The sequence below is a fragment of the Photorhabdus namnaonensis genome, from assembly GCF_001684335.1.
In the GTDB taxonomy this organism is placed as follows: domain Bacteria; phylum Pseudomonadota; class Gammaproteobacteria; order Enterobacterales; family Enterobacteriaceae; genus Photorhabdus; species Photorhabdus namnaonensis.
The window spans coordinates 155,743-170,267 of sequence record NZ_LOIC01000095.1; the positions used below are offsets into that span (position 1 = coordinate 155,743).

General features: G+C 41.4%; 11 protein-coding genes. 7 read left to right on the forward strand and 4 right to left on the reverse strand.

What is annotated here, in order from left to right:
* Window positions 1-1,183 precede the first annotated feature (1,183 nt).
* Window positions 1,184-1,936, forward strand: a complete 753-nt coding sequence (locus tag Phpb_RS22095; RefSeq protein WP_065392238.1) for a sulfite exporter TauE/SafE family protein — start codon at window positions 1,184-1,186, stop codon at window positions 1,934-1,936.
* A gap of 108 nt (window positions 1,937-2,044) precedes the next feature.
* The gene (locus Phpb_RS22100) at window positions 2,045-3,232 is read left to right on the forward strand and encodes an MFS transporter (RefSeq protein ID WP_065392239.1); all 1,188 of its coding nucleotides are present in this window, start codon (window positions 2,045-2,047) and stop codon (window positions 3,230-3,232) included.
* Between the two features lie 50 nt (window positions 3,233-3,282).
* Here the strand turns inward: Phpb_RS22100 and Phpb_RS22105 are convergent, their stop codons facing one another.
* Window positions 3,283-3,597 carry a CcdB family protein gene (locus Phpb_RS22105; RefSeq protein ID WP_065392240.1) on the reverse strand — a complete coding sequence of 105 codons (315 nt, stop codon included), beginning with the start codon at window positions 3,595-3,597 and terminating at the stop codon, window positions 3,283-3,285.
* Window positions 3,598-3,599: 2 nt separating this feature from the next.
* Entirely contained in the window at window positions 3,600-3,836 is a 237-nt protein-coding gene (locus Phpb_RS22110; RefSeq protein ID WP_036778251.1) for a type II toxin-antitoxin system CcdA family antitoxin, read from the reverse strand.
* A gap of 492 nt (window positions 3,837-4,328) precedes the next feature.
* Here Phpb_RS22110 and Phpb_RS22115 point away from each other — a divergent pair, with 492 nt between their 5' ends.
* Both Phpb_RS22115 and Phpb_RS22120 read left to right on the forward strand, forming a co-directional pair.
* A complete protein-coding gene (locus Phpb_RS22115) occupies window positions 4,329-5,675 on the forward strand; it encodes an NCS2 family permease (protein ID WP_065392241.1) in 1,347 nt (448 codons plus the stop codon).
* A gap of 197 nt (window positions 5,676-5,872) precedes the next feature.
* Entirely contained in the window at window positions 5,873-7,522 is a 1,650-nt protein-coding gene (locus Phpb_RS22120) for a Na+/H+ antiporter (RefSeq protein WP_065392242.1), read from the forward strand.
* Window positions 7,523-7,733: 211 nt separating this feature from the next.
* Here Phpb_RS22120 and metR read toward each other — a convergent pair whose 3' ends face one another.
* Entirely contained in the window at window positions 7,734-8,684 is a 951-nt protein-coding gene (gene metR / locus Phpb_RS22125) for an HTH-type transcriptional regulator MetR (protein ID WP_065392243.1), read from the reverse strand.
* 108 nt (window positions 8,685-8,792) lie between these two features.
* Between metR and metE the strand changes: the two genes are divergently transcribed.
* Window positions 8,793-11,069 carry a 5-methyltetrahydropteroyltriglutamate--homocysteine S-methyltransferase gene (gene metE / locus Phpb_RS22130; protein ID WP_065392244.1) on the forward strand — a complete coding sequence of 759 codons (2,277 nt, stop codon included), beginning with the start codon at window positions 8,793-8,795 and terminating at the stop codon, window positions 11,067-11,069.
* Window positions 11,070-11,312: 243 nt separating this feature from the next.
* A complete protein-coding gene (locus Phpb_RS22135; RefSeq protein ID WP_065392245.1) occupies window positions 11,313-12,146 on the forward strand; it encodes an intradiol ring-cleavage dioxygenase in 834 nt (277 codons plus the stop codon).
* Between the two features lie 244 nt (window positions 12,147-12,390).
* Here Phpb_RS22135 and pcp read toward each other — a convergent pair whose 3' ends face one another.
* The gene (gene pcp / locus Phpb_RS22140; protein WP_065392246.1) at window positions 12,391-13,047 is read right to left on the reverse strand and encodes a pyroglutamyl-peptidase I; all 657 of its coding nucleotides are present in this window, start codon (window positions 13,045-13,047) and stop codon (window positions 12,391-12,393) included.
* 710 nt (window positions 13,048-13,757) lie between these two features.
* Here pcp and udp point away from each other — a divergent pair.
* Window positions 13,758-14,513, forward strand: a complete 756-nt coding sequence (gene udp, locus Phpb_RS22145; protein ID WP_065392247.1) for a uridine phosphorylase — start codon at window positions 13,758-13,760, stop codon at window positions 14,511-14,513.
* Window positions 14,514-14,525: the final 12 nt, after the last annotated feature.

Below are 14,525 nucleotides of genomic sequence, written 5' to 3' on the forward strand. Positions count from 1 at the left end.
AATCTGTAAAAAATGATGTAATAAAGAAAGGATAAAACAGTTAATCTGGTAGGATTTAAGCTCTGAAAGAGAAGTGATTATCTGAAAAAAACATAAATGGGTATCTTTATATCATCAGATTATTTACCGGCTAATTTATTTAGAAAAATAAATGGTGGTGACTTATAAAAACAGATTTAAATTATCGATAAAATAGTGTCATTAAAGATAAAAAGCCGGGGTAATCTGCACTAGGTAAACGTAAAATAAGATATTTCATAATGATTAAACTTAGTAAAAATCAGGCGTCAAAAGTAATAAAAACAACTGTTAAAGCTTTATGCTGGCTGAAATCAGTGGTTGAAAAGATGGCTTTTAATAATAGTTTAAAGCCTGCCCATCATAAAGCTATCAATGAAAACTGAGAAATAAAAATGGGTTTGGTTAATGATTATGTTTTCGGGAAAAAGGATAAATGAGAATATGAATCGGTTAATTCGATAATCTATTTTTCAAAATGAGCCGTTTTAATAACATTTTCAATCGGAGAATAAACCCTGTCATAAACCAATTAAATAATCGATGATAAAAAATCGGTATAACAAAATCCCCAGATAAATGATTTAACCGAATACAAATTGGTAGCCTATAAATACGTCAGTTTAAACTTGTTTTACTCTGCTTTAACCTGCGTTGAATAGCATTTATTGATTTAAACCATTCCTCTTTTATGCTTTTAACATGCTAAAACCATTTCATATCTTTGTTTTTAAAGATTATTTTATCAATCTGTTAACGCTTAAATATCTGTTCAACCGTTATAACCTTAGCTGGTTAATCCATTAGACCTTTCACCATCGTTGTATGAATGGTATTAATGACAATATCAATCCAATCTAACGAAATACCATTCTTTTTAAGATCGCCCTCTAGTTTGTTGGTGGTATTGTTTTTATCTTGCCAATACCCTTATATGTTCCCCAATATACGGTAAATTATTTATTGTTAGGAAATATTTTCAATAGATTATAATTATAACATGTTATTTTTCCATCAGAATCATACCAGCATCATGCGTACATTAAGTACATCTTTAACTGGAGTGTCCCGTTTTTTGCAGACTGACCTGACAAATGATAGGAAAAACTATTAGTATTGGGAAAATGATCACTTTAGTTTAAAAACTATTTTCAGGGAAATAGAAATGTTACATCTACTTGCATGGCCTGATCTGCTTGTTTGTATTTTTGTCGTTTTCTTTGCTTATCTGGTTTTTGGTATGGCTGGGTTTGGTTCTGCACTGATTGCTAGCCCAATTCTGGCATTTTATATTCCTGTAGCGAAAATTGTTCCTATGCTCGCGTTGATAGATTTAACTGCCGCAGTGATTAATATTACTAGAGAGGGTAAAAAATCAGAGTTTAGTGAGATCAAGTTAGTTATTCCATTAATGGTTGTCGGTAGCTTGATTGGTGCCGCCATTTTGTTGATAGCCAAACCTGATTTTTTAGTTCTAGTGTTGGGGTTATTTGTTGTTTTCTATTCAATTTATTCGTTATTTTTCAGTAAAACTTACCGTCAGTTCCCCTCTAAAGCCGCTATTCCATTTGGTCTGAGTGGCGGTATTTTCAGTGCGCTATTTGGTAGTGGCGGGTTTCTTTATGCAATTTATCTAACCGGGCGGATATCAGATAAGGAAATTTTCAGGATCACTCAGACAACTTTAATTGGTTTCAGTACCCTGACGAGAGTGATTATTTTTGTTTTCATGGGTATTTATCTGGACACCTCATTTTTGTTATTGATACTGGTATTTATTCCAGCCATGTTGTTGGGGATCTATTTTGGCCGCCAGGTGACATTGAAAATCTCCAGAGAAGCTTTCTTGAAGTTTATCAATGTTATTGTGCTGGCTTCGGGCTTAATGCTGATATATCGTTATATATTTACTCTTTAAAATAATAACTAATCGGAATTAATATATTCAATATAATATTATTAATTTGTTGTTTTCAGTTCATTTCATATTTATTCTTTTTATTTTTGCTGGATAGATATAAATAAAATGAACAGTCGTGATTATAGAAATAATAATTTTTTTGCCATTTTTACTATTACCACGAGTGTCGCTGTTATTGGCATTGTCATTGGTTTGACGATCCCAATGATAGCGTTACGCTTGAATAGCCAAGGTATTGATGAGTTGTACATTGGTTTAATTTCTGCGGCTCCGGCGTTGGGGGTTCTTTTGAGTGCTCCGGTAGTCCAGAAAATTGTAGCTCTGGTAGGTAAGAAACACGCCATGATGATTGCAACAGGGGTTTCTGCTGGCAGTTTGCTCCCACTTTTGGGTTCGTTGCCGATGGAGGTGCTTTTTCCTCTGCGGCTAATGACTGGTGCTGCTAACGGCTTAATGATCTGTCTAGGCGAAACCTGGATTAATGAACTTTCTGAAGAGAATAAACGGGGCAGGATATTGGCCGTTTATACGACGGTTTTTACTATCAGTCAGTTACTTGGTCCTTCTATCATTGCTTTTTATGGTATTGCAGATGAAATGCCGATACTGATTTGTACTCTGATCCATATTTTCTCCCTGGTGCTTTTTATCATGCTAGATCAGAAGAAAGGCGATAAATTGCCGCAACACAGTAAGCAATCCAATTTCTCTATTGTGCAATTTGTGAGGGTTGCACCGGCGATCTGTGGTGGTGTGCTGTTTTTTTCCTTTTTCGACGGGACCATTCTTTCTATGTTACCCATATATGGAATGAGTTGTGGGTATGTCGAAGTTGTAGCTGCACTAATGATAAGTGTTGTTCTTGCTGGCGATGCATTGATGCAGCTCCCGTTTGGTTGGCTGGCGGATCATATGAATCGTATGCGTTTGTACCAGATTTGCGGTGTAGCAACGCTCGGAGCAAGTGCGTTGCTGCCATTTGCTATGGCGTATCACTATCTTATCTGGCCTCTGTTGATTGCTTTAGGGGCAACTGCGGGGGCTATCTACACCATTGCATTGGTCCAAATTGGTCAGTATTTTTCAGGAAATGATCTGATAGTAGCTAATGCCGCGGCGGCTATGTTGTGGGGGATTGGGAGTTTGTTCGGGCCGCTGCTTGCCGGTATAGCAAGTTCAATGACGTCATCAGGTTTACCTGTTCTACTTGTCATCATTGCAGCACTGTTTCTGATTTCAACAATGGATCGGTTTAATCCACAGTGTGATAAAAGTGAAGTGTTCAGTCGATAGCTGTACTGGTGTAAAAGCTGGCTGTGAATGGCAGTCAGCACTTATCCGACTTAAATACCGTCAAAGAGGAAATCGAGAGCCGCCTTCACCTGATTACGGTATTGCGATGCATCGCAAAATTCAGCACCCAAAGCATGAACAGATATACTGGCTAGTTCGTGAGTCATGACAGCATATTCTTTGTCGTCTATCAGCCTGATAAGCGGGATCATTCGAACAGGGCGACTGCTGTCAGGATATTTTTCAATTGGTAGCAGTGGGATCACAATTCGGCGGTTTAACTGCCCGATAATGTCACTCGTGATGTCCAGTAACAGGGGATAAACAACAGTTTTCCCAGTATTACGATAAACGGTGAATTGCATCGCTAAAATGTCCTGTATTCATCACTGAAACAACCATGTTCGTCATGGAAACGGTTTAATACCTCCAGAGCTTCCCTATTATCTTCCTGCCATTTCAGCGCCTCGCGATGGCGTAATTCGGCATCTAAGGCAGCGGTCAGTGTGGCACTAAAGTTAATACCTGCTTCACGTGCCCGGTTCAGTAAGCCTCGTTCTACAGTCATTGTGACGCTCTGTGTGTTGCGTTGTCTTGCTGTCATGATTTATCTCCGGTATTGAGTGTGCGTGTAGTTTACACGTATATGTACACGAATTGTAGTTCTGAATGTCGGTTTTTTCGGCTTGTTCAACGTTACCATTCGTTACTTGTAACGGCTCGCATTTCATTTCGTCCGGCTCACAATAACTGCAAATGAAATTCATTTCATGGTGAAACTGTTGGATCTTCCTTGTCGTCTGAGGCTGAAACATTGTGATTAGCTATCGTAAAAAGTTTAATCTCCAGAAGTCATTCTTTTAATGCTCGGCTAAATAATACGGTTAGCTATTGATTTCGACACTATGATCGCTGGATAATCTTTCGCCTTAAATTCTCTCTCTGTTTTCTATTCTGAAAACCAAACGATTGCTTTTATGTTTTGTTGAACCGATTGGTGCAATATTCATTAAGTGTTGTGTTATTAAGCAAGGTAATCGTTTTCGTTTGACTAGGAAGCAGAAGAAGTACCATGAACATAATGCAGGGGAATGACATGTCTGGCACTCAGGCACCAGTTAAATGCAAACTGGATAAGTATTTTAAATTGACTGAACGTGGCACAACGGTACGCCGTGAAATTCTGGCAGGGCTCACAACTTTCTTGGCGATGGTTTATTCAGTCATCGTTGTACCGGGGATGTTAGGGCAAGCTGGGTTTCCCCATACTGCTGTCTTTATTGCGACTTGTTTGGTTGCCGGTTGTGGTTCTTTGTTAATGGGGTTGTGGGTTAATTTGCCAATGGCAATTGGTTGTGCAATTTCGTTAACTGCATTTACTGCCTTTAGCTTGGTTTTAGGACAGCAAATCACTATTCCGGTTGCACTCGGTGCGGTATTTTTGATGGGATGCTTGTTTACGGTGATTTCTGTTACCGGTATTCGTTCTTGGATTTTACGCAATATACCAATGGGTATTGCGCATGGTGCAGGGATTGGTATTGGGCTGTTTTTGTTACTGATTGCGTCAAACGGTGTTGGTTTGGTCATTAAGAACCCATTGGCAGGTCTGCCTGTTGCTCTGGGTTCGTTCACCTCTTTTCCGGTTGTGATGACTCTGCTTGGGCTGGCTGTTATTTTTGGTTTGGAAAAATTGAAAGTTCCCGGTGGCGTGCTGTTAGTGATTGTGGTGATTTCTGTTATTGGGCTGATTTTTGATCCGGCGGTGAAATATCAAGGGTTCTTTAAGGTGCCGAGTCTGGGAGATGACGGCCTGTCCTTGATTTTTAGTATGGATATTATGGGCGCTTTGCAGCCAATTGTGTTACCTAGTGTGTTGGCGTTGGTAATGACTGCGGTGTTTGATGCTACCGGTACTATCCGCGCGGTAGCAGGGCAAGGGAATCTGTTGGATAAAGGCGGACAGATTATTAACGGCGGTAAAGCGCTGACTGCCGATTCTGTCAGTAGTATTTTTGCCGGTGCTATCGGTGCTTCTCCGGCTGCGGTATATATCGAATCAGCCGCAGGTACCGCAGCCGGCGGTAAAACAGGGTTAACCGCAACAGTTGTCGGTATCCTGTTTCTGTTAATTTTGTTCTTTTCTCCACTTTCTTATCTTGTACCGGCGTATGCCACTGCGCCAGCGCTGATGTATGTTGGTTTGCTGATGCTGAGTAATGTCAGAAAGCTGGATTTCGATGATTTTGTTGGGGCGATGTCCGGTATGCTCTGTGCGGTCTTTATTGTTCTGACCTGCAATATTGTCACCGGTATTATGTTGGGTTTCAGCTCATTGGTTGTTGGTCGTATCTGTTCCGGTGAATGGCGCCAATTGAATATCGGTACAGTGGTCATTACGATCGCTTTAGTAACATTTTATGCTGGTGATTGGGCTATTTGATTGATTAAAAAGTGTGTAAGGGGTGTTCATCCCTGCGCACTTTGTTAATTCTTGCGATTATGTTTAAATTCTCAATTATTTCCCCTCTATTTATCTGATTAGTTTACAATATTCCTGCAATTTGTTTTTGTGTTAACGGGAAGAAAAAGAGTTTCAATCTGTATACCAACGGTTCTTAGGTAAATTGTAAGGGCAACATGGAAATATTCTTTACTATTCTGATCTTGATTTTGGTGGTTTCAGTTTCTGGTGTTCTGACTAAAGTGATTCCGTTCCGCATACCTCTGCCGTTAATGCAGATTGCAATGGGAGCGTTGCTGGCTTGGCCGCACTTTGGCTTACATGTTACTTTTAATCCTGAGCTATTCCTCGTTCTGCTAATTCCTCCTTTGTTATTCGTTGATGGCTGGAAAATGCCAACCAGAGAGTTTTTCCAGTACGGACGGGAAATTTTCATACTGATGCTGGTATTAGTGCTAGTGACTGTTGTCGGTATTGGTTATCTGATTTACTGGCTGATGCCAGGTATTCCGTTAATTGCTGCTTTCGCTCTTGCTGCTGTGTTATCGCCAACAGACGCGGTGGCTTTATCATCCATTGTCGGAAAAAGGCGCATGCCTAAGCGCATGATGAATGTGATGGAAGGGGAAGCGTTAATGAATGATGCTTCCGGCCTGGTAGCCTTAAAGTTCGCTGTAGCGATAGCAATGGGAACGATGGCATTTTCTGTTACTGGCATGACCATAGAATTCTTTAAGGTTGCTATTGGCGGTTTGTTATCCGGTATTGCAGTAACCTGGTTGTACAGTAAATCCCTGCGTTTGATGAACCGTTGGAGCGGCGGCGATCCAGCAACCCAAATTGTTTTCATGTTGCTGTTGCCGTTTGCTTCTTATTTGATTGCGGAACATATTGGCGTTTCCGGTATCTTAGCTGCGGTTGCCGCAGGTATGACTATCAGTAAATCCGGGGTTATCCGTAATGCGCCATTAGCGATGCGCTTACGCGCTGATAGTGTCTGGTCAATGTTGGCGTTCGTGTTTAACGGCTTGGTGTTTATTATGTTGGGCCTGCAATTGCCGGGGATCTGGCAAACTTCCGTTGTACAGGCGGAAATTGATCCGACTGTTGAAACCTGGATGCTGTTCGCCGCGGTCGCAGTGATTTATGGAGCCCTTCTACTGCTGCGTTTCTGCTGGTTATGGCTGATGAAGAATATCAGCAAAGTTTTTATGAAAAAAAATCCACTGAATTTTGCGACTTATACCACTCGTGAATTATGGCTGGCATCTTTTGCCGGAGTTCGTGGAGCAATCACGCTTGCCGGCGCACTGTCTGTACCTCTGTTTCTGGCGGATGGTACGCCGTTCCCGGCCCGTTATCAGCTTATCTTTATTGCTGCGGGAGTCATTCTGTTCTCGTTGTTAATTGGCGTTCTCTCTTTACCATTCCTGTTACGGGGCATTCAAGCTTCTGATAAAGAGGCAGATATCAGCGAGGTGCGAATGGCGCGGGCAGCGATGGCGGAAGTGGCGATTGTCAGTATGAATAAGATGGAAGAGCGTCTTTCTGCTAGTCCCGAAGAACAACTGGATGCTGAGGTTATTACTGAAGTTGCTTCCAGGGTAATTGGCTATTTGCGTCGCCGTACTGTGGGGCAGGATGAGATAGAACATAATCTGTTAGTGGAAGATTTGGAACGTCGTTTTCGTCTGACTGCATTAAGGGCAGAGCGTGGTGAGTTGTATCATCTGCGTGCAACCAGAAAAATCAGTAATGAGACACTGCAAACTTTACTGCATGATTTGGATTTATTGGAAGCTCTACTGGTACAGAAAGAGCACTAATATCCTGTAATTTGTTGGTTGTTACAACAATCTTGTGAGTCACTTTATTCAGCCTGATCGGTGAGTATCTCACCTGTCAGGTTGATAGCTGATTTGTGGTGTTTACCTGTATCTGGCTGGTGGCATGAGTTTTTCCATCATAGATACCGGAACCCCCTGGCAATAATGAATAATACGTTGGTTCCGGTGGAGTGGCTGATAAAATTTACCATTAAAAGGGGGGAGATTGCTGCGTTGTTCTGGGGTCATCAACGTTTAGTTTTGCAATTCCTTTTACGAATGGCAGATTATCCATCGCGTGTTGGCGTGCGGAATGGATAAATGCGTCAGTCTCAGGCTGATACTGCTCGCCTTCACGAACGGCAGCGTACAGCCTGCTCCATAAACCTTCTCCCAGTGTCTTAGTTACCACTAACCCTTGCCTTTCAAATGTCTCAACAACCCAATGTGGCAGGGCTGCGATTCCCATGCGGGCAGCGACCATTTGGATCAGTAACAGTGTGTTATCCACATTTTTCAACGTAGGGGCGATCCCCGCGGGTTGCAAGAAACGCCGCCAGATGTCGAATCGCTGACGTTGAACGGGGTAGATCATTAATGTTTCATCAATTAAATCTTTTGGCTGGATGTGCAATTTATTTGCCAACGGATGATCCGGAGCGACAACCAGTTTGACCTCATAATCAAATAGTGGTGTGTAGTGCAAATGACTCTCCGGGAGAATATCTGATGTCAAAACGACATCCAATTCCCGTTGCAGTAATGCTGGCTGTGGATCAAAAGTGACGCCGGATTTGAAATCCACATTGACTTGGGGCCAGGTTTCTCGGAAATGCTTGAGTGCGGGTGTCAGCCATTGAATACAACTATGGCATTCAATGGCGATACGTAGATTTGTTTGGCCCGGCTCTTTACATTCGCGGAGTGCATTTTGAACCAGAGGGAGCACTTGTTCCGCGAGTCGTAATAAAATTTCACCCTGTGGCGTGAAGCGAAGCGGTTGACTTTTACGGATGAACAACCGGAAGCCAAGGCGATGTTCAAGATCGCTGAACTGATGAGACAAAGCGGATTGTGTTTGATGTAGATGATTGGCTGCCGCCGCTAATGAACCGCAATGACTCAATGATTGTAGTGTTTTTAGATGTTTTATTTCGATCATGAGAAACCTTCAGGATGATAATGAATAAATTGCGCTTGTGGTTTATACCTTACCTGTTGATTATGGATGTGTAAACATCTAGACGGCTAAAAATGACGGGATAATGAAATGACGATTATTAATCACACACTTGGCTTTCCACGTATCGGTTTGAAAAGAGAACTCAAAAAGGCTCAGGAGAACTATTGGGCAGGGAAAATTTCTCAGCAAGAATTATTGGAAACTGGCCGTGAGTTACGTGCCCGTCACTGGGAACAACAAAAGCAGGCTGGTGTTGATTTAGTGCCGGTTGGTGATTTCGCTTGGTATGATCATGTTCTAACCACTAGTTTACTGCTCGGTAATGTGCCACCGCGTCACCAGAATCCAGATGGCACGATTGATCTAGATACACTGTTCCGTATTGCTCGTGGTCGTGCGCCGACGGGCGAACCTGCCGCCGCCGCGGAAATGACTAAATGGTTTAATACTAACTACCACTATATCGTGCCGGAATTTCAGCAAGGGCAGGAATTTAAACTGAGTTGGACTCAGTTATTAGAAGAAGTAGATGAAGCGTTGGCTCTGGGTCATCAAGTGAAACCTGTTTTACTGGGGCCGGTAACTTACCTGTGGCTGGGTAAAGTGAAAGGTCAGGTATTTGATCGTCTCTCTTTATTAAAAGATATTCTTCCTGTTTATCAGCAAGTATTAGCTGAGTTAGCTAGACGTGGTATCGAGTGGGTTCAGATCGATGAACCTGCGTTGGTACTGGAACTACCGGCAGAGTGGTTAGCTGCTTATCCGGTTGCTTATCAGGCGCTTCAAGGACAGGTTAAATTATTGCTGACTACCTATTTCGATAGCGTCGGTCACAATCTAGAGACGATCAAATCCTTGCCGGTACAAGGGCTGCATGTGGATCTGGTTGCTGGTCAAGATGATATCGCGCAACTGAATGAGTCATTGCCAAAAGAGTGGGTGCTTTCCCTTGGTGTGATTAATGGTCGTAATGTATGGCGTGCTGATTTAACCGCTAAACATCAGTTGATTAAGCCATTGGTAGATAGCCGTACATTGTGGATCGGTTCTTCCTGTTCTCTTCTGCACAGTCCTATTGATCTGAATGATGAGACTGCGTTTGATGCCGAGGTGAAAAGCTGGTTTGCGTTCGCATTGCAGAAATGTGAAGAGTTAGCCCTGCTGGCTGCGGCATTGAATCAGCCAGATGGCGGTAAACAAGCAGAATTGGATGCTTATAGCGCGCCAATCCGTGCCCGTCGTGAATCTAAACGAGTAAATAATCAGGCTGTGACTGAACGCCTTACGGCAATTAAGCGACAGGACAGCGAGCGTAATCAGCCATACCCACAGCGTGCGGAAATACAGCGTCAGCGCTATAACTTGCCATTGTGGCCGACAACAACCATTGGATCGTTCCCGCAAACGACGGAAATCCGCGGCTTGCGTTTGGATTTCAAAAAAGGCCGGGTAGATGGCGCCAGCTATCGCACCAATATCAGTGAACATATTAAGCAGGCAATTAACGAACAGGAACGTCTAGGGTTAGATGTATTGGTTCATGGCGAAGCTGAACGTAACGACATGGTGGAATACTTCGGTGAACACTTGGATGGTTTTGTCTTTACGCAAAATGGCTGGGTTCAGAGCTATGGTTCCCGTTGTGTTAAGCCACCGGTGATTATTGGCGACGTCAGCCGTCCTGAAGCTATCACTGTAGAGTGGGCTAAATATGCTCAATCACTGACGGAGAAACCTGTCAAAGGGATGTTAACTGGTCCGGTGACAATTCTCTGCTGGTCATTCCCAAGGGAAGATGTCAGCCGTGAGACGATTGCTAAGCAGATTGCATTGGCGCTGCGTGATGAAGTGGATGATTTGCAAGAAGCGGGTATTGGTATCATCCAGATCGATGAGCCAGCATTGCGGGAAGGTTTACCACTGCGTCGGGAAGAGTGGCAGGCTTATCTTGATTGGGCAGTCGAGGCATTTAAATTGAATGCTGCAATTGCTAAAGATGACACACAGATTCACACTCATATGTGTTATTGCGAGTTCAATGACATCATGTCTTCCATCGCAGCATTAGATGCGGACGTGATTACCATTGAAACTTCCCGTTCAGATATGGAGTTGTTGGATTCATTTGAAAACTTCTCTTATCCGAATGAGATCGGGCCGGGTGTTTATGACATTCATTCACCTAACGTACCTAGTGTTGAATGGATTGAAGCACTGCTACGTAAAGCGGCTGATCGTATTCCAGTCGAACGCTTGTGGGTTAACCCGGATTGTGGTTTGAAAACCCGGGGTTGGACTGAAACTCGCCAGTCACTGGCAAACATGGTACAAGCGGCGAAACGTCTTCGTGAATCAGTGAAATAACTCATCCAACAATTTGCCTGTCACCTTTAATTGGTGATAGGCATTTTTCATAAAATAATCTTTTTTTTTGCAGTAAAGCATAGTGATGCGGGTTTAGCCGGGATCTTTTCTATTACCAAACTTTTGGTAACTTGTATATGCCATATTGGTATTTGAAAAAGTGCATTTTATTAACAAAATAACTCAGGTATTAACAAGATGGAAGCATTGTAATAGAAACTTAATAATTAAAGAGAGGATTATATGGATGTTAATAAGTTGCAAGGTAAGAAAAGTAGCTCTCGAAGAAATTTTTTAAAAAGTAGCGCGGCTATTACGGCGACTGCTGCGCTTGCTCCGATTGCTTTAGCTCGTGCGGAAATAAAGTCATCCCCGCAACATGGAATAGGCATATGTACGCTTGCGCCAGAGCAGATATCAGGGCCGTATTTCCGAAATGACAAAATTGTAAGAAGGGATATTACTGATTCAGAATTAGGAATACCTTTTTTATTGAAGATTACTGTCATGGATGAAAAAACATGTAAACCCGTTGATAATTTATTTGTTGATATCTGGCATTGTAATAGTCGGGGGAAATATTCCGGTTGGACTTATATCAGCCCCGATGTAGTACCTAACGTTGCGGGAATAGCTTCTTCCAATAGAACTGATGATAAAAGTTTTCTAAGAGGAGCTCAACCATCGGATAAAAATGGGATAGTTCATTTTACGACTATTTATCCTGGCTTTTATGCTGGTAGAGCGACTCATATTCATATTGCAATCAGAAAATTGAGCACAAATGTAACTGACAAAGAGCATTTTGCTTTCGTGGGGCAAATGTATTTTCCAGAAGAGATCAATTCAGAGGTTTATAAATATGATCTGTATTCAAGACGGAGGGTAATCAGAACTAAAAATAATGAGGATACATATTTTAAAAATATGAATGGTCATCTTTCAGAAATAAAAGTAACAAAAATAGACGAATCTGATATTAACCGTGGGATACTGGGTGAAATAATTCTATCAATAGACTTGGACAATGTATCTAATTTTATAACTAAAGATGATTTATATTCCCATACGGTATGACCGGTTTTATTGAATAAACTAAATTTCAATATAATAACAGCCGAAATTATAAAGTAATTTATGTAAATGGTGTGCTGATTAATAATTTAATAAAGTATCAGGTACTTGATATTTACATATGGATATTGTGCAGGCACAGAGAGGATTATCTTTACTGTTTGATTGATATTGTCAGTAGAGCATACTGTCTGTGCCTGTTATTTTCTCAGAGAAAAACTTTCAGTCCCGCAAGCAGAATATCAAATTAATGAGTTGCGCCTCCATTAATAGAGATGTCTTCACTATTTTTTAATGCTTCATCGATAGCAATTTCCAGCGCTGTTATAACTGTTTCTAGGGTCATACTTGGGGTTCCTGAATACCGAACTGCTTGTTCAGGCAAATAAGGAATATGGATAAGTCCACTGCGTATTTCAGGGTAGGTGTATGCCAAATGATGCAACAAGCCGTACATGACGTGATTACAGACAAAAGTGCCTGCGGTTTGTGAAATAGAGGCAGGGACTCCAGCATCGCGTAAACCCTTGACTATCGCATTGATCGGTAACGTGGCGAAGTAGGCGGCAGGGCCTGTTGCGACTATGGGGGTATTGATAGGCTGATTGCCTTGATTGTCAGGAATGTTGGCATCATTGATATTAATCGCCACGCGTTCCACGGTAATATTTGGTCTACCGCCTGCTTGTCCCACAGCAATTATCAGATCAGGCTGTACATCATCAATAGCGGCATACAGATAAGCTAGGGAGACGTCGAACACACATGGAAGCTGGCGTGCTTCAACGCGAGCCCCACATAATTCTCGCCCTTGCAATTGCTTAGCTGCTTCCCATGATGGATTAATTTTTTCTTTGTCGAAAGGTTCGAAACCTGTAATTAAAACTGTTTTTTGTGTCGTCATAGATAGTGCCCTTATATGATAGAAGATAGAAAGAGTCTAGGATATCTAAACAATATGCATTCTATAAAAAGATAACTGTGATATTTATATTTGGCAATTGTTTTATTTTTGTTGAAAATATAATTGTAATATGTTGGTAAATAAGCAAGAAAATTGTTTATTAGTCATGGAAGTAAGATGCAATTAATTTTTTAATATATTCATCATAAGAAAAAGTTATTTTTAAAATAGTCCAGTTTATTGCGTTGTTGATTTATAAATGTTAGGAGAATATTTTAATAACAACAGTGATTTATATTTGGTTAAGTTGATAGTTTATTATAAGTATTTTTTTATGACTGGGTTGTGAAACGATAATTTTTTCTTTCTGAGGGGATGGATATTAGCCTCTATTAACTCTCAGGGAGAAAATATTTCGATGAGATAATCTGTGATATATTTTCTCGGCATGTTTGAAATATAAATATAACTAAACAATGGATTGTTTTTTCCATAATATGAATTCATTCAAGTTAGTTTATGGATGGAAGAAAATGTCCTGTTTTTTTATCCATTTCATGCCTATTTTGTGATTTATGTCTCAAAATAATGTATGTTTTTCTTTTTTATATTACTTTGAAGTGACATTTATCACTAAAAGATGTCTAAATGCTCAATACAGTAAATCTCAACTAATTTCATGATAAATTTTTCTTGCTGAGGAGTCTGATATGTCTGATGTATTTCACTTAGGTCTGACCAAAAACGACCTGCAAGGTGCAACTTTAGCTATTGTCCCGGGTGATCCGAAACGTGTGGAAAAAATCGCAAGATTGATGGATAACCCAGTTCATCTTGCCTCTTTACGTGAATTTACGTCATGGCGGGCAGAAATTGATGGTGAAGCTGTCATTGTGTGCTCTACGGGTATCGGTGGCCCATCAACTTCTATCGCTGTTGAAGAATTAGCGCAATTGGGTGTGCGTACTTTTTTGCGTATTGGCACAACAGGTGCAATTCAGGAAAATATCAATGTTGGTGATGTGTTGGTGACTACTGCGGCTGTTCGTTTGGATGGTGCTAGCCTGCATTTTGCTCCGATGGAATTCCCGGCGGTTGCCGATTTTGAATGTACGACTGCTTTGTACGAAGCAGCAAAAGATTTAGGTGCGACGGTACATGTGGGGGTAACGGCCTCTTCCGATACTTTTTATCCTGGTCAGGAACGTTACGATACCTATTCTGGCCGTATTGTGAGCCGTTTCAAAGGTTCAATGGCTGAATGGCAGGCGATGGGGGTCATGAATTATGAAATGGAATCGGCAACTTTATTAACAATGTGTGCAAGCCAAGGATTGCGTGCGGGGATGGTTGCCGGTGTTATTGTTAACCGTACTCAGCAGGAGATTCCTAATGTTGAATTACTTGAGAAAACAGAAAGTAACGCATTAGGGATTGTAGTAGAAGCTGCTCGCCGTTTGTTGTAAATCATACTTTTT